The following is a 17,679-nucleotide window of genomic DNA, read 5'->3' on the forward strand; positions in this document are numbered from 1 at the left end:
TAAAATAAAGGTTAAGGATAGGTGTTTTACAGCTTTAACAATGAAAGTTTAATAATGGTTTCAATTAGTGTATTTTTGTTGTATATTATGTTAATTTATACTATTAATTTTCAATTGGGATCGATATCATGGCTGTAGATGCAAATTCAATTTTTAAAGCAGTTTCTAAAACTCCGCAAGAGTTATTATCTGATACTGGTTTAGGGTTATATATTCCTTCTTATCAAAGACCGTATAGTTGGGATAAGAACAAGGTATCAAGACTAATTGAAGATCTGGGACATGGTGTTAAAACATTATTAAAACACGATGATAGTTTTACTTTTTTGGGAACCGTCATTACTATTCACGACACTAATAATGTTACTGTCCAACCTATTGTTAAGGAAGATGTACCTAGCAAGGTATTAACTGTCATTGATGGCCAGCAAAGAATGACAACTTTGTTAATCTTATGTTTGGCACTACATAATCAGATCCAACTGTTTCAAAAAACATTTTTAAGAAAAATGAAACAGATTGAAAAAACGTTAAATGGAGAAGGGGAGAATCTCCTAATAAACTTCGGTGAAGAATTCTATGACGAAATAAGAGATAAGTTAGATGCTTATGAATGGCTTGATGGACAGGTAAGCGCTGTTCTTGACCTACTTTCCAAGACTTTTTATGAAAAGCAATCCTATGGAAAATGCCCGCTCTACCCTAGAATGATTCGCTCACTAGATGATCAGTGGTCAAAAAATGATAAGAATAAAAAATATGATTCCCCGGTCGCTAATCTGATATTTAACTACATTTGCACCATTAATGAAATAGACTATACCGCAGTGGAATATAAGCCAGCCAAGCGTGAAGGGAGTATTGAAGGTGAAGATGCGGTAATTGATAGATTTTTGCAATTATCTAGACTCATCGCCTCTTTGACTGGAAAAAAATCAACTAGTAGTGAAATGGAAGAAGTCCCAAGTATTGAAGAAATTTATGAATCAGAGCAATTTCAAGAAAGTCTTTTCGGTTACTCCATTCAAAAAAGATTTTTAGAATGTTTGCACAATGAGGAAAAAGCTGTTTTTGACGATATGTTAGTATTGGTATTGTACGCCAATTATGTCTTAAAAAGAGTGGTTTTAACTGTTGTGCAAGGCAAAAATGAGGATTATGCCTTTACAATTTTTGAATCGTTGAATACCACGGGTGAACCACTGACTGCATTTGAAACCTTTAAGCCTAGGGTGGTAAGCGCTGTAGGACTTGAAAATTATAGCGAATCCGAAGAAAAAAAATACATGGATGAAACCGCCAGCTACCTTAGCGAATTCAATGTTGGCGAAGGTTTGCAAAAGGCTACTAAGGAGCTTTTAATTCAGTTTTTAGGGGCATACGCTGGTGATAAAGTTTCTGGTAGATTGGCGGAACAAAGAAGTAAGTTAAAAGCGTATTTTGAGGAGTTAAGAACGCCGGAAGATAGAATGTTATTTATCCGCACCTTAACCCATTGCGCAAATTTCAAAAAAGATTTATGGCATTCCAAGCACAATTATGAAAATCTCAGCACTTATTTTGGTTCTAATCAACTTTCACAATCTGGAAAATTGTGTTTGAAATTTCTAGCGGATATCAATCACAGTGTTGTTCTTCCTGTTTTGACCATATTTTTTAAACAGGTTGTCGAGGAAAAAGATGTTGAGTTAAAAAAACAACGCTTTGATGAGTTTGAGGAAATTCTAAAAGCGATAACTGCATTTAGTTTATTGTGGCGATCGTCTCGTGAGGGAACGGCAGGTATTGACAATGAGTACCGGGAATTACTAAGCAAGAAATCGGAATTTACAGATTTTTCACCAATAGCGATTCGTTTGAATAAATATGGTAATGTAGATCCAAATAGCTTAAAGGCGGAGCTTAAATCAAGATTACAAGATTCTAATAGAAAAGGTAAAATTGGCGACAAAGAGTCTTTTATCCAAAACTCTTTTACAAGACCTATTTATAAAAAAGCACCAAAGGTTGCTAAAGTATTATTACTCGCTGCTCATCATGACAGTATTGAACCCGATGATAACTCAGGTCTTCTCGTAAAAGGTAAGATGGCCACTAACGATTGCTTAACTTATGATAATTATATCGATGACACAGCGATGTCATTAGAACATATTGCCCCTCAAAATAATGCCAAAAATTGGGATGGTGCCATTTATGAAATAGCCGATACAGTGCATGCGCTTGGCAACTTAACACTCGTTTCACACCCCTTGAATTCTGCCTTATCTAATAGAATGTGGGCGGAAAAGCAGGTCTTTTATAAGGTGATTGGAGCAAGAACACACCAAGAAGCGGCTGAAATTTTAAGACATGCTGCTGAATCTCATGGTATTAGCTTTAAAGAACATTCTCAGGAGATTTTAACAAATCATAAGTACATGCCTAATTTGGTGGCACTGGGTGATTATGCGGGAAGCTGGACAAAAGAATTTGTAGAAAAGCGATCTAAGCACCTTTATGGGCTTGCTTGGGATGAGCTTATTAAATGGCTGGAATAAAAGTGCAAGAAGATTTCTTAGGATTAAATCTAAAAACGGTATACAGAACGGGCGATGATGACTTATATCATGGTTTTTATCGCCCTGTGTTGGAACGCTCTGTTCGTTATGATAGAGCGGTTGGTTTTTTCTCATCCGAGATACTAAGCATTAATTTAAAAGGGTTATCTCAAATTCTTAGAAATAAAGGAAAAATGAGACTAATCATCGGAAATCCTCTTACTGATGACGAATACAAGGCCATCAGAAATCATGAAAATAACATTGTCGATGATTATATTGATAGATTAATTACAATGATTGATGATGAAGAAAAATATCCTCGTCTACAAATTCTTTCCTATTTGCTTTATTCTGGATCGCTTGAGATTAAGTTCGCCCTAAGACGACAAGGTATGTATCATGAGAAAATAGGTATTGCTTATGATAAAAGCAATAACTGCATTGTTTTTCAAGGTTCTGCCAATGAAACCCCTTCTGCACTCATGGAAAGCTTAAATTCTGAATGCCTAAGTGTATATAAAAGTTGGGATAATCAAGTTTTTTCAGCTTATGGAATGGAATATGTTAAAGCCTTTGATAATTTATGGCTAGACAGACAGAGAGATACCATTGTTTTAGATGTATTATCGAAGCATTATGCGAAAATACATCAATCTATCCAAAATAAAAGCAAGGAAAGAAGAAAGGCTATTGATATAGATAAAATACGCCAAGAGCTGGTAGCTCAAGAGGATATGTCTGAGATAACAATAGAAAATAGGAATACACCAACATTACCAAAATACATCAATAATTCCAAATTTTCTATTCGCAACCATCAAAAAGAAGCTTTACGTCTATGGGCTAAGAATGACTATAAGGGCATACTTCATCACTCAACGGGTTCTGGTAAGACCATTACTTCAATTTATGCCATTACTCGCCTATTTGAAGAAAAGCAAAAAAGAAATCAACCATTGATTTGTATTATCAGTGTGCCCTATATTGATTTAGCCAAGCAGTGGATTGCAGAACTTAAAAACTTTAATATCTCTCCTGTGGAATGTTTTGATGGCAAACATAAGTGGAAGGATAGTCTTGAAAGAAATCTATCATTGTTTTTTGCTAAGAGACTTAACTTTCTTTGTTTGTTGGTGGTTAATAAAACCTTAATATCGGACGATTTTCAACATCTGATCAGGCAAATACCAGCCGATCATCTATTTTTGATTGGAGATGAGTGTCATCGTCATTCTGCAAACGGCATATACCACGCATTACCTGATGCAAGATTTAGACTGGGCTTATCAGCAACTCCATTTCAAGACGATGATGATGTAGGTCAGCTATTTCCGAATATTGCTAAAGACAGATTATTAAGTTATTATGAGCAGATTGTGCACGAATATTCTTTGGAAGATGCTATCTTAGATGGTGTTTTGACACCATATAATTATCATATTACACCTGTTTACCTCACAGAAGAAGAGCAGTTAAGATATGATGAATTATCTGAGATAATTACTAAAATTATTGTAGAATCAGGTGGAAAACTATCGCAGTCAGAACAGGATAGACTGATGATTAACACTTCTGAACGTTCCCGATTATTGGGTCGTGCCAGCAATAAACTGATTAAGCTTAAAGAAATTATTTCCAAAACACCTGTGCATCAAAGAGATTTTAGTCTATTTTATGTCGGCGAAGGGAAAAGCGATGATGAAAACACTAAAGTCATCGATGAAGTGTCTAAAATACTGCAAGAACATCGATGGAAAACCGCCCAATTTATCGGACAAACTTCAGGTCTTGAAAGAAAAGAAATTTTGGAGAGCTTTAAATTAGGTATCATACAGTCATTAGTAGCTATGAAAGTGCTAGATGAAGGCATTGATGTCCCTGCATGTAGAACGGCTTATATTTTGGCAAGTAGTAAAAATCCAAGGCAATATGTTCAAAGAAGGGGGCGGGTCCTGCGTAAATTTAAAGGTAAGGATCGAGCGGATATTTATGATTTTGTCACCTTGCCTAATCCTAGCATTCATTCTGAATATGCAAAAAAATTAATCAACTCTGAGTTTGAACGGATTAGGGATTTTAAGTTTTTAGCGATGAACAAGCTTGAAATTGAACAAGTTATCAATGAATTAGGAATAAGAGATGAGTAATCTTGACGAAAATACACACACATTTGAGCACCAAAGATTAATAGAAAAAGCCTTAGAAGATGCCAAAAAGCTTTCTAACACGCCATTACGTCGGCTTGTCCGAAAAATCATGAATGAAGAAAGAAAGTATTTATTTTCTGATCAACGTTCTGGTCAAAGACGAAAGAATATTAAAGAATTTATTGATGAAGCGCGGGCATCTGGCGAAGATTTTTCTAAATAGGAGGGAATAATGAAGCTACTAACTTTAACCTTAAATAATTTTCGGCAATTTTATGGTCGTCAAGAGATAAGATTTTCTACAGATGCTGAGAAAAACATCACTTTAATTCATGCTGAAAATGGTGTAGGGAAAACGGCTTTATTAAATGCGATACGCTGGTGTTTATTTGAAGAGACAACAGATAATTTTAGAGATCCAAAAAATCTATTGAATCATGAAGCGTGTGATGAAGGAGAATACCATTATTCAGTAGAGATTGAGTTTGAAGAAGATGGTAGCAATTATTCTTGTGCAAGAGGGATTAATGCAAAGAATGAACCTTATTTTAAGGTTCTAAAAGAGGCATTAACAGGATATCAATCCGTGCCTGATGCTAGCTTATTTGTCAACAGTATCATACCAAAAAATATGGCATCTTATTTCTTTTTTCAAGGAGAAGGGGTAAGTAGCTTTGCTAGAACAACATCAGGAGCTAATCACACTGTTAAGAATGCCATTCATGATGTATTGGGTTTTAAGATTGCCCAGCAAACATTAGGTGATTTAAATATCATTAAGAGTGAATATCGCCGTGAGATCACAACCAGAGATAAAGGCGGAGAAATAGGCAAAGCCAATGAACAACTGTCTCGTTATGAGAATGAAAAACTGCAACTGTCTAAAGATATAAGCAGTTGTAGTGAAACCATATCTCTTTACGAGAGAAAAAAACAAGATGTTGATGACAAGTTAAAAAACAGCAATGCTGATGTTATTAAGCAAAATCATTTAATGCGTGCTAACCTAGAATCAAGAAAGCAAAAATTAGAAAAAGAAATTACTCAATATGAACAAAAAACTAGAAAGTTACTTGGCAAATATTTAAGCTCAATTTTTGCCAGCAAACTTGCCAGTGAGGCATTAGATTTTATTAATGAGGAGGAATTTAAGGGAACAATACCTGCCCCTTATAATGAAAATCTAGTTAGAGACATATTAGAGCAGGCAACTTGCATCTGTGGTGCAGATATTCACGAAGGTAGCCAAGCCTTTGAGAATATCCAAAAATTACTTGCTAAGGCAGCAGATCCTTTACAAGGAGATCGAGTTACACGAGCAAGAGAGACTTTAAAAGCTATTAGAATTTTAAATAAAAATGCTTATAGTGATATCAATGACAACAATAATAAGCTGTATGAAAGTAGAAATCAGTTAGAAGAAGTTAAAACAGAGTTGGCTCAGATAAGTTTTAAGATAGCCAACAGCAATATCGATGACATTAAAACACTTGAAGCTGATAGAAAGGATTATGAAAAGCATATATCTTATGAAACACGCAGACTTGGGCAACTAGAAGCCAAACTTGAAACCAATAACAATGAAAGAAGAAGGCTTGAATTAAATATCAATCAACTTAGTGCCCTATCAAAAGGTCTTGAGTCCTTGCAAGAATCTATTAGCATAATAGAAAATATAGAGAATTTGCTATCTGATACTTTAACTCGGGCAGAAAAGAGTGCTTTATTAATCTTGCCAACCATGATAAATGAAGTTCTATCTAAATATGTTAGACAAGATTATCGCGCTAAATTATCAAAGGATACTTTTAATATACAACTAATAGATAGGTCTGAAAGAGTTGTTGCTGAAAGTGATGGACAGCAGTTGCTCCTAAGCCTGACTTTTATCTCCAGTCTAATCAAATTCGCCTCTCAACGCAAGAGTGCGCAAGGTGAGATATTAATGCCTGGTGCCATTGCTCCATTTGTGATAGATGCACCCTTTGGTGTACTTGATAATGCATACAAGGGTAATATGGCAAAATACATTCCTGAATCGGCAGAACAGGTGGTCTTCTTGCTATCGTCTAGTCATTGGGAAGGTGCAGTTGAAGAGAACATCAGAAAGCGTGTTGGGGCTGAATACAACTTGGTTGCCGAAGTCAGTACAGAGCAAGGTGAGAAAGAACACAAGCCAATTATTGTTTGTGGCAAAACCTTTGAAACAGCACGCTATGGCTGTGAAAAAGACCGAACTGTGATAGAGGAGATAAGGTTATGAAAGCAAGCACTGTAAATGAAAACTGGCGTAACATACAAATTAATCGCGATAGAAAGCATGAAAACCTAGTACATCATTTGGTTGAGAATCCAAATACCGCTATTTTTAACTTTAATAAAGATTTAATGGTATTTGCCGCAATGCTAGGGTATCATTATGGAATCAAACGCCCGCTATCATCAGATACCATTCAAATTGTTTTACAAACCTACCACAGCACAGAGGATGATGGCTACATCTATCTTTTAGCCCTGTTAGAAAATAAAAACGCAACTTGTCTAAAAAATGAAAATCTCATAGAAAGTAAAAAGATTTTTGAAGAGTATTGCAATGGAGGCTTAGAGCTGTTGCAAGATTGGTTTGACAGTAATCCTGCTGATGTAGAAAAAGTTGATACACTTCAACAAAAAGTCGAAGAGCATATTCGTCAAAACCTAATCCTTAATCAGCAAAATGAAACTGCTGATTTTGGGGAGATTGACTTTTAGCCTTCATTTATGACACATCACACAAACCTTACCCACGCCATAAATATCATCCATGTCTAATTCTGGACTACCGTCAGGACGTAGCGGATTAACTTTTATCCGCTTTTTCATTTTTTCGAGACGTTTCTCATGATCAGCTTTAATTTGGGCAACACGTTCAGGCTGACTCAATTGCTCTAAAGATTCTCTCTCTGACCAGGTGAATGGAGTTTGGTTTTCTAAGGCTTCTTTCTCATAGAGCATTGCTTCATAAAATGCCTCTGGATGGCGTTCTAATAAACCTACCCATTCAATCTTTCTTTGAAAGAAGCAAAATGTACAACCACTTCTGGTTCGCCACTCATAATACTTTGGTAAGCCCACACCCGAGTTTTCAAGAATCTCCATAACTCCAGCTTTATCTATGCCGTCTTCACGAAAGGGTAACTTAATAATCAAGTTGTCATCATTGGAATCGTATCCTGTCCGATAAGGTTCATCAGCTCGAATGGCAACATAAGAGTGAACCTCGTAGCCATCATCAAGAAAAGTTTTTACCCACTCTTGAAAAGGTTTCAATTTCATCTTGATTGTACACCAGCGAGCTTGTGGCGATGGGAGGTAGTCATTATGCTGTTTAAGCCAAAAATCAAAATCTCGATCCGGGTTAATATGCTGAATGGGCTTACCTAGATAGCCTTCTAGGTAAGTTAAATATTCATAAACTTCATCTAGTTCCTTGCCTGTATCCGTAAAGAAGTACTCAACATCGATTTCTGGATAGTTATCACGCATGTAAATAGCAAGAGCAGCGCTATCTTTTCCGCCTGATACCCCTAGCACATGTTTGATCTTCTTCATAATAATAACTCCTTATACTTCATTGGCTAACTGTTGAAATAATTTAGCCAGGGTAGCTATCTTATCATTACTGTCCAGTCTTCTAAATGACTCTAATGCATTTATTTGAGCCTGAATCTTTTCGATAATCTCAAGGTTTTCTGGGACAATATGGGCATTTCTCTTTATTTGATCTTCAGTTTGAGCTTCAAAATGAGAAACTTCACTAGGTGATTTTAATATAACAGAGACTTTATAACGGTTGCTGGATGCAGATGAGCTAGTATTGACTTCTGCTTCTAAAAATTTGAAGCTTAAAGTATTTAACTGCTGTAGTGCCTTATGAATGTCTTGATCAATCCAGCTTTTTGCAGGCTTGTTGTTAGCTAAAATCCCTATTAGCCCCTCTGCTTCTGAAGGAGTGCCGCGGTAAGTACGAAGACGTGTAATAAATGGTTCGAGCAATAAATCTCCAGTTTTTTTCCAGATCGCATTGGCGCGATTGTTGATAATATCGAATAGGTTGCTATCATGAGGGTTGATGATGTCATATGACTGAACTAACTTCAAATTAATAAAAAGTTGACTATTAATTTTATCGACAAGGTCGGGATATTTTTGATGCATTTCTTTTAAGGCGCTAATAATTTTCTCGGCCTTTTGCTTATCAGTGTCTTGAATGTCAAAAAACCTCGGTAGATCGTCAAACAATAATTTGTTAGGGTCGTTGGAGTGTTTTAAAATATTACGCAATTGTTTGGTGTTTGATTCGAGTTCATTCGTACGCTGCAGCCAGCCTGGCAGTCTATCAAATACAGAAATTAGCGCCTGAGCAATTGGCAGAGGCTCATCATCAATATGATTGTTAAGCAATGTAGAAAACTCTAATAACAACCCCTCTTTTAACTCATAAATCCAAGGTTGTTGATCTTTTAAGCTTGCAACCTCTCGAATGCCGACATTTTTTGGTGATTTTAATAAATATTCAGCTAATAAATACTGTAAACTTGGCTTATACTCTCCTTCGATGTAGTTCGCTAAATCGCCACTTCTTGAAATAATGTAGGCAATATACAAAATGTCGCATAATCCGGCTTTAACACCAAAAGGCTTGGATTGCCATAACTGATAAATCTCATTAGCGGTAACTAAATCACCTTGTTTTTGAGAGATGAATTCATCGGCTTGTTTCCAGATTTGATAAAAGCTGGACTCTTTATTGGGATATGTAAAATAAAAATTGTGACCGTCATCACTGCGATGAATCCCATTATTTTTTAGTACAGACTCATAAATGGCCCTCTCTGGAGGGAACTTTTCAATACCTAGGGTCGGCTCTTTGCTGTTCTCAATCATACGTTTAACTAGTTCTCTGATTGCACCTTTAGCACTGGGTGAAGGGAGGTTTCTATTGATTAATTCATTGTGGCAATGGATAGCTTGAGAAACCTGATCTTCTGCAATGTTAGAAACTAAACTGGACAAGGAAAAACTATTTAATCTTTTTTCTTCGCCAAGTCTCTGATTGTACCATTTCGAGTTAGTTAATAGGTTTTGAAGGTATCTATTGATTTTATCTTCAAGATACAGGAGTTGATTCTCAGTTTCTTGGCGAGCAATCTTGTCATTAATTAGCCTATTATCAGATTTTAAGATTTCTTTGATGGCAAAAGAGTCCTTTAATAGGTCAATAAATGTGCTGTAATTATCGATTACAGTAACAGCTAAATTACGGTACTTGTTCACGATACTAGACAAGCTTTTGCTTATCTCTTCATACTCATCTTTATTGGTAGGCACTAATACGCAAAGATATGCAATGCAAGAGGCATTAGTATTTTCATCCAGTTCTTTTAAAGTAGCTTCAAAGTTGTTGGAATGCAAGGAGATTAATACCACTTCTGCCCATCGTAAGCTCCCTGTATATTGGTAGTGCCGCTTGGCAATTACCGGGTTCAATTTTTTTAGATTGCTAAAAGACAGCTGATCAACCTCAGGAATATATTCCTCTATGGCTTTTCTTAGGTTAAAATCGCTGCCTTCGTTCAGCATGTAGGCCTGTTTGAATTTGCTATAAAAAATTAACCCTGACGCCTCTAATTCAGACAAAGTGGTTTGTATTTTTTTGGCATCTTCTTGTAATAGCATGGATAATAGGGTGGTATCACCATGTACGCCTGTGTCATTAGATAGCAAAGAAAGCAGCGATATGATTTTTATTAATTTTACTGCCATTCCATCATTGCGCGCTTGATAGCGAGATACCGCCATTTGGGACAGCATCCAGGTTTTGGCATATTCACTTGCTAAGATCATACTACCTAAATTGCTGTCAATATATTCCCAGAATAAATCAGGCGAATAAACATCAAACTTTGATACAGGGGTTTGTTTGAGATAATCCCCAAAGCCATGAGGTTCGGCTGACATCAAAAATGAGAAGATGCTTCGTTGATTTTGCCCGAAATCTTTCTTGGATAGCTGACAAAGTAGTATGCCAACCAAAGGATGTAGAGGAAAGATATTTGTTAGTACTGAGCTAAGCTTTTTTGCATTTGTAGGTTTATTTTCACTGATATTGCTTACTAGCGCATCTATGGCAGACTGATTCTTTAGAAGTTTCTGCTTAAAAATATCATTGTTTTTATTAATTTTAATAACTCTTGATATAAGGTGTAGCTGCTCATCAACAGAAAGTGTGATGGCGCAATCTATAAATCTACCTTGGATTTTCAACCACTCATTATAAATCTGTTTTTTTGCTTGGCGTGCGTAGGCTGTGAAGGATTGGTGTAGAATGCCAATAAGTAAAATCTTGCCTTCGCTGCGATTGACAAACTCTGCGAGTTGTTGCAAAAAATAGATATCTTCGGCTTGTTCGCCGCGATTAACGGCTTCGAGTATTTTACCTAACTCATCAATAAATATGATGAGTTTATTATCGCCTTTAACGATATCAGATAATGCTTGAAAAATATCTTGAGTTGAAACTTCAGACTTATTAAACAACTCCTCTTTAAAAAGTTGCTCAGGGCTAACACCTTTGCCCACCAAATTTAGCACATGCCAGTTATAACTTGAGTTATCAAAGAATTCTGTAATGACCTCAAGATTTTGGGGGCTTAACTTTTCTTTTGCAAGTCTGCTTAATTTATTGTCTGGACTAATGAGAGCCTGCAAAAATAATGCTAGGCTCGACTTTCCTGAACCATAAGAGCCTGTCCAGGTAAAGGCGAGCTGAGTAGCTTGCGATCCAAAATTAGCCATTCTAACCAATACTTGCTCATATGAGATAGGGCAGTAAAAGTTATCAATAATTTGCCTAAGATTTGTATCAAGGTCGATATTGATTGAGCGTTGAAAATAATCGTTTCTTTCAACGATTTCAGATAAATAATTGACATTAGAATAATTTGGTAGGACGTCGGTTGTCATAATTATTAGCTGCTATTTGGTTGAGTGGTTATCGAGTATAATCATATTTTTTCATGTTATTAATACTGGCATTAAAAGCATCGCTTAGTGTTTTGCCTTGTATTAATTGAAACTGCCGAATGCCCGCCGATTGAGTCCATACAAGAGGGTATTCAAAAGCCTCTAATTGCTCAGCATAATCAATAAGGTTTTCCTCATCCAGCATAAATACTCTTCCTACGGAGCATTCATCATAAGTTGCCATTTCAAGTGATAATGAACCAGCGCCATCATTGAATTTTTTCCAGAATTGTATTAAGCAGTAAACAAAAGCATGTATACTCAATGATGCTTTCTGACCGCGATGTGCGCGAATTTGTGTCTGATTGGGTCTGGAGATAAGCCCAAGCTCCACCAAAGGGCTTTCGATCGCGCTCTCCGCATCTTCGTGCTCTTTTTGGTGTTTGGAGCTATAATTTAAGATAAAGCAATCAATATCTTTTTTAAGTGTTGAGTCTGAAGGTAGCTTAATCTCGGGATATTTAGCCAAAAAATCCTTAATCTGCTTCATAAAGTCATCTCGTGAAAGTTCGGACTTCGTGTTGATATTGAAAAACCAGTAATAAGTAATTAAACTAGGTTTGGTTGCTAACGCCCAATGGAAAAGCCATAAGGTGGTGGGAGATTCCAAATAGGGATCAAGACCAATTTCATCATCAAAAAACTGTTCGGCATGATAAAAAGAGTTGTTAGAAGTGATGCCTGTCTCTTCCAAGGGTTTTTGATGCTCTTGGCAGACAAGGTTGGTATTAAGATAGCTGTGTGTACGATTATCACGTGCAATTAGCCCTAAATGAAACGACCAATGTCGCATGGCATTCAACATGTTTTTACCGACACCAAATGTTGCAATGGCGGACTCTTCTGAAAAAACATTTTTATTATCAGTTACTTGCTCAATTCTATCGTAAACTTTTTTTGACCAACCATATCGAAGAGCAAAGGTGTCATGCCCTGAAAGAACGGGTTTAATTTTGTGACTTATAGAATTAAAATAATGCATCATCATACCTTGTATTATTCAACGCTTTGGAAGAGTTCTCCAAACGGATAGTTTATGCTAAAATACAAAAAAAATCCATGCCTGTTTTGATATTCTTTATTATAAAGATTGAAAATGAGAAATATTTATTTAGATTATAATTCCTCTACTCCCTGTGATGAGCGTGTTGTTAAAGCTATGAATCCTTATTGGTCTCAATTCGGAAATCCTCACTCGCATCATTATTATGGTAAGCACAAACAGATGTTAATTGATGGGTGTCTGGAGAGATTGAGTGGGATTTACAATTGCTTGCCTGAGGATATTATTTTTACTTCGGGAGCAACTGAGGCAAATAATTTGGCAATTTTTTCAGGAATTAGGCTGGCACTGCAGCGCAATCCGCACAAAAATGTTATTTTAACCAGCCATCTAGAGCATAAATCTGTCCTGAATCCATTGAGGTGTATTGCTAATGAGCTTGGCTTAATCCTTGTGTTTGTTAAAATAACTACCGATGGGGTGCTTGACTTGATGGACTTCCATGAGAAGTTAAGTTCCTATTCTGTTCTCTGGTTGTCAGCATGTATGACAAACGGGGAAATAGGAACTAATCAGCCTATTAGAGAGCTAGCTGTGGCCTGTAATCAATATGGTGTAACCATGCATGTGGATGCTTCACAGGGAGCATACTGCGATATTGACTTCGATGCTTTAGAAATTGATTATTTGACAATTTCTGGACATAAGATATATGGACCATGTGGCATTGGTCTATTGATTTCGCGAAACTTACAGGAAGAGTTGTTTTCCCCGATGATTTATGGAGGAGGTCAGCAAAATAACTTTCGATCTGGGACGCTGCCAGCACCTCTTATTGTTGGATTGACAAAGGCGATTGAAATTCTGAGCATGATAAAAGAGCAGGAAAAAAGGCGATTACAAGAATTAAGAGATTATTTATTGCATAAATTGCAAAAAGAGTTTGTAATTTCGGTGCATGGAAATCTAAAAGATCGCCACCCTGCTAATCTATACATCTCTATTCAAGGTGTGGATGCTTTGCAGCTTTTAAATAACATGCAGTCTGATGTGTCGTTTTCTTTGGGGTCAGCTTGCAACGGCATGATGCGCGAGCACTCCGACCTAATGAAATCATTGGGGGTTACTAAGGAGGAGTCGGAAAGCTCGTTCCGTATGGCAGTGGGTAGATATACCACTAAAGAAGAGATTGATTATGTTGTTAAGAAGTTTGTGCTCGCTGTAAAGTCATTAAAAAACATTTTTTGGGGCTGCGCTTAGTGGGTAATCACCATCATCAAAATAAAAAAGGACAGTCATTATCTGTCCTTTTTGTGTATCGTGGTTAGCTGTTTAAAAAGCTTAAATCTTCACCTTCTCGCTGAGTGGTGACGATGCAGCCATCATCGGTAACGATGAGTGTGTGCTCCCATTGGGCGGAAAGCTTACGATCCTTGGTGATGGCAGTCCAGCCGTCTTTCATTATTTTGGTTTGCCATACACCTTGATTAATCATGGGCTCGATGGTGATTGCCATGCCTGTTTTTAGTTGAACGCCGGTGCCTTTTTTGCCGTAGTGTAGTACCTGCGGTTCGCAGTGGAATTCTTTGCCCAGTCCGTGCCCGCAGAATTCGCGCACGATGCTAAAGCGTTCAGGCTCGACCACTTCTTGGATGGCGGCGCCGATGTCACCAAGATAAGCACCGTCTTTGACGACTTTCATGCCAGCGTATAGGGCTTTTTGGGCGACGTCGCAGATGCGATTTGCCATTACAGAACCTTCACCAACGACCCACATGCAAGAGGTGTCGCCATAATAGCCGTCTTTGATGACGGTTACGTCGATATTGATGATGTCTCCGTCTTTTAGTAGGCGTTCATGGTCGGGAATGCCGTGGCACACGACATGGTTAATCGAAGTGCAGATGGATTTTGGAAAGCCGTGATAGTTTAGGCTGGCGGGCGTGGCATCTTGGACTTCGGTGATGTATTTATGCGCCAGATCGTTTAATTCGCCCGTGCTAACCCCAACCTTAACATGCTCATCGAGCATCTCTAGAACTTCAGCCGCCAGGCGACCTGCGATTTTCATTTTTTCGATGTCTTCAGCGTTTAGGATGGGAATATTCTTGCTCATGGTATGCCTTCATTGTGATTATATAAAAAATAGGTGCTCAATCAATGGCACCTATTTTACTAAAAATCAATCAAATTCGCACGGTTTTTATTCTTCATCAAGCAGATCTTGTTCGCGCGCGGCTTGTAAAATCACGCTCGAGCGGTTGCCAGTGCGGCAAAAGATGTGCAATGGGCGCTCTGTTTGGTTATAAAAATCAGCGAATTCTTGAACATGATTCATGTCAAGCATGCCTGATGAGAAGGCGATTTGCTTATAGATGATGCCGTGCTCAGTGCAGGCAGCTTTGATCTCATCTGAGGTCGGCTGACCTGGCTCTTCGCCATCTGGGCGATTATTAACGATGGTTTTTACGCCTTGTTTGGCAAGTTCTGCCACATCAGCAGGGGTGATTTGACCTGATAGTGTGATGCGAAATTCAGGAGCAACGTCGTGCATGGGTAAATCCTTAAAATATTGAATAATGGTGTGACTAGCTTACTCGGTTTTTGTACTTTTGGCAAATTTAATTGGCTAAATCCAAGATTTGGGCGCATCAATGACCATGCAGTCAAGATGTCAAAAATGTTAAGCCCCATATCAAGGCTTATGATAAAATTAAAAAAACAGCAAGCCATCGCAAGCTTATAAGGAATTAGGATGAAGACGTTTTTTAAAGAGCGCTTGACGAAGACCGCCAAAACCGTCAGTGATAAATTCAAAAAAACACCGCAGACACCAGAGTATGACACGCCTTATCCGCATCTGTTTAAACCGCTGGATCTTGGGTTTACACGTCTAAAGAACCGCGTGGTCATGGGGTCGATGCATACCGGTCTTGAGGACAGATTTTATCATTATGGTAAATTGGCGGCGTACTTTGAGGCGCGCGCTCGAGGTGGTGTGGGGCTCATGGTCACAGGTGGCATCTCACCCAACCGCGAAGGCTGGCTGACACCTCTGGGCGGTACATTAAACCGCAGCGCCGACATCGTGAATCACGCTCGGGTTACGCGTGCAGTGCATAAGCACGGCGCGAAGATTCTGCTGCAGATTCTGCATTCGGGGCGTTATGGTTATCATCCTTTTGTGGTGGCGCCCAGCGCGATCAAATCACCCATCTCGCCATTCAAGCCGCGCCAGATGAGCATTAAGAACATTCAGGCGACGATAGAAGACTTCGCTCATACGGCAGCACTGGCAAAAAAAGCCGGCTACGATGGCGTAGAGGTGATGGGCTCAGAAGGGTATCTGATCAATCAATTCTTATCAAGTCGAACGAACCGCCGAACTGACGAATATGGCGGCAGCCTAGAGAATCGCGCAAGATTCGCCATTGATATTGTCAAGGCGATACGTCAGACGGTGGGCGATGAATTCATCATAAGCTTTCGGCTGTCGATGGCAGAATTCGTCGAAGATGGCGCGGTGATGGATGAAGTGGTGACTGTCGCTAGATGGCTTGAGCGGGCAGGTGTGACCTTGATTAATACAGGCATCGGCTGGCATGAGGCGCGTGTACCGACCATCGTCACCTCTGTGCCACGCGCAAGCTTTGTCAGATTCACCAAGACGATTAAGGATGCGGTGAGCATCCCTGTCATCGCTGCCAACCGAATTAACATGCCCGATACCGCCGAAGAGATTTTGGCGACGGGGCAAGCGGACATGGTGCAGATGGCGCGACCATTCTTGGCGGACAGTGATTGGGTGGAGAAAGCCAAACAAGGCAAGGCGCATCTGATTAATACCTGCATCGGCTGCAATCAAGCCTGTCTTGATCATACCTTTGAGAATAAGCGAGCAAGCTGCCTGGTGAATCCTTTGGCGTGTCATGAGACCGAATACGACATCAAACCTGTCAAAAAACCCAAGCGTGTCGCGGTCGTCGGTGGCGGAGTGGCAGGCATGACCGCAGCGCTTACGGCAGCACGTCGTGGGCATCATGTCGTGCTGTTCGAGGCAAAGGAAGTGCTGGGCGGTCAGTTTAATTATGCTAAGGTAATCCCGGGTAAAGAAGAGTTCTTTGAGACGATTCGTTATTTTCATGAGCAGCTGGCATTACATCGGGTGGACGTGCGCCTAAGTACATCTGTAACGCGCCAGATGCTCGATGAGATGGCGTTCGATGACGTCATTGTGGCGACAGGCGTGATACCACGTGCGCTGAACATTGATGGGGTGACACTGCCGCAAGTCATCAGCTATGGCGAGCTGTTATCAGGGGTCAAGCAGGCAGGCGAGCGCGTGGCGGTGCTGGGTGCAGGCGGTATTGGCTTTGATGTGGCGGAATTCTTGGTGCATGGCTCTGATGTATCGAGTGAGGTTAATTTGCGGGATTATCGTCCTGATGCGCAGTCGGCTGATGCATTTTTTCGGCAGTGGGGCGTGGATGGTGATTCCAATTACACCACTAAGGGCGCATTGGTTACGCCAATCCACGCTAGGCCGCATCGTCAATTATATCTGTTGCAGCGCAGCGAAGGCAAACTTGGCAATAGCCTGAATAAGACAACAGGCTGGGTGCATAAAGCTGCCATCAGACAGGCTGGCGTGAAGCAGATTAGCGGCGCATCTTATGAGAGTATTAGCGATGAAGGGCTATGGATCACGGTGGGTGGTCAGTCGCAGCTGCTGCGTGTGGATACGATCGTGGTCTGCATCGGACAAGAATCCGTCAATGAGCTCATGCCGAACGTTGGCGAAGCGCCACGCGCCCAGTATCACGTCATTGGCGGTGCCAAAAAATCTGAACGCCTAGATGCTAAGCGCGCCATCAAAGAAGGTTTTGAGATTGGACTTTTGGTGTGATGGATGTATTGATAC

12 protein-coding genes are annotated in these 17,679 nt (G+C 39.3%); 7 read left to right on the top strand and 5 right to left on the bottom strand.

What is annotated here, in order from left to right; all coding sequences use genetic code 11:
- Positions 1-128: 128 nt before the first annotated feature.
- Genes AAX10_RS01100 through AAX10_RS01120 form a run of 5 tightly spaced genes read left to right on the top strand, consistent with a single transcriptional unit; the run spans position 129 to position 7,441 of the window.
- Positions 129-2,540, top strand: a complete 2,412-nt coding sequence (locus tag AAX10_RS01100; RefSeq protein ID WP_046699604.1) for a DUF262 domain-containing protein — start codon at positions 129-131, stop codon at positions 2,538-2,540.
- Positions 2,528-4,690: a DEAD/DEAH box helicase family protein gene (locus AAX10_RS01105; RefSeq protein WP_046699605.1), complete on the top strand. Its 2,163-nt coding sequence runs from the start codon at positions 2,528-2,530 to the stop codon at positions 4,688-4,690. Before AAX10_RS01100 ends, AAX10_RS01105 begins: the two co-directional genes overlap by 13 nt.
- Positions 4,683-4,913 (top strand): hypothetical protein, encoded by a 231-nt coding sequence (locus tag AAX10_RS01110; RefSeq protein WP_046699606.1) that lies wholly within the window; start codon positions 4,683-4,685, stop codon positions 4,911-4,913. The genes AAX10_RS01105 and AAX10_RS01110 overlap by 8 nt, the downstream gene beginning before the upstream one ends.
- Before the next feature lie 9 nt (positions 4,914-4,922).
- Positions 4,923-6,953 (top strand): AAA family ATPase, encoded by a 2,031-nt coding sequence (locus tag AAX10_RS01115; protein WP_046699607.1) that lies wholly within the window; start codon positions 4,923-4,925, stop codon positions 6,951-6,953.
- Positions 6,950-7,441 (top strand): DNA phosphorothioation-associated protein 4, encoded by a 492-nt coding sequence (locus AAX10_RS01120; RefSeq protein ID WP_080946966.1) that lies wholly within the window; start codon positions 6,950-6,952, stop codon positions 7,439-7,441. Before AAX10_RS01115 ends, AAX10_RS01120 begins: the two co-directional genes overlap by 4 nt.
- Before the next feature lie 3 nt (positions 7,442-7,444).
- Here AAX10_RS01120 and AAX10_RS01125 read toward each other — a convergent pair whose 3' ends face one another.
- Genes AAX10_RS01125 through AAX10_RS01135 form a run of 3 tightly spaced genes read right to left on the bottom strand, consistent with a single transcriptional unit; the run spans position 7,445 to position 12,737 of the window.
- Positions 7,445-8,281: a phosphoadenosine phosphosulfate reductase family protein gene (locus AAX10_RS01125; protein ID WP_046699608.1), complete on the bottom strand. Its 837-nt coding sequence runs from the start codon at positions 8,279-8,281 to the stop codon at positions 7,445-7,447.
- Positions 8,282-8,293: 12 nt separating this feature from the next.
- On the bottom strand, positions 8,294-11,695 hold the full coding sequence (locus AAX10_RS01130) for a eukaryotic translation initiation factor 3 subunit J (protein ID WP_046699609.1): 3,402 nt from the start codon (positions 11,693-11,695) through the stop codon (positions 8,294-8,296).
- A gap of 28 nt (positions 11,696-11,723) precedes the next feature.
- A complete protein-coding gene (locus tag AAX10_RS01135; RefSeq protein ID WP_046699610.1) occupies positions 11,724-12,737 on the bottom strand; it encodes a DUF4007 family protein in 1,014 nt (337 codons plus the stop codon).
- A 114-nt stretch (positions 12,738-12,851) separates the two neighbouring features.
- Between AAX10_RS01135 and AAX10_RS01140 the strand changes: the two genes are divergently transcribed.
- Positions 12,852-14,018: a cysteine desulfurase family protein gene (locus tag AAX10_RS01140; RefSeq protein WP_046699611.1), complete on the top strand. Its 1,167-nt coding sequence runs from the start codon at positions 12,852-12,854 to the stop codon at positions 14,016-14,018.
- A gap of 64 nt (positions 14,019-14,082) precedes the next feature.
- On the opposite strand, the gene map is transcribed toward AAX10_RS01140, so the two are convergent.
- Positions 14,083-14,874, bottom strand: a complete 792-nt coding sequence (gene map, locus AAX10_RS01145) for a type I methionyl aminopeptidase (RefSeq protein WP_046699612.1) — start codon at positions 14,872-14,874, stop codon at positions 14,083-14,085.
- Positions 14,875-14,961: 87 nt separating this feature from the next.
- Positions 14,962-15,312, bottom strand: coding sequence for a protein tyrosine phosphatase family protein (locus AAX10_RS01150; protein ID WP_036366671.1), 351 nt, complete (start codon positions 15,310-15,312; stop codon positions 14,962-14,964).
- Between the two features lie 201 nt (positions 15,313-15,513).
- On the opposite strand from AAX10_RS01150, the gene AAX10_RS01155 reads away from it, so the two are divergent.
- Positions 15,514-17,664 (top strand): FAD-dependent oxidoreductase, encoded by a 2,151-nt coding sequence (locus tag AAX10_RS01155; RefSeq protein WP_046699613.1) that lies wholly within the window; start codon positions 15,514-15,516, stop codon positions 17,662-17,664.
- The last annotated feature ends 15 nt before the right edge of the window (positions 17,665-17,679 follow it).

It is taken from the genome of Moraxella bovoculi, assembly GCF_000988745.2.
GTDB lineage: Bacteria > Pseudomonadota > Gammaproteobacteria > Pseudomonadales > Moraxellaceae > Moraxella > Moraxella bovoculi.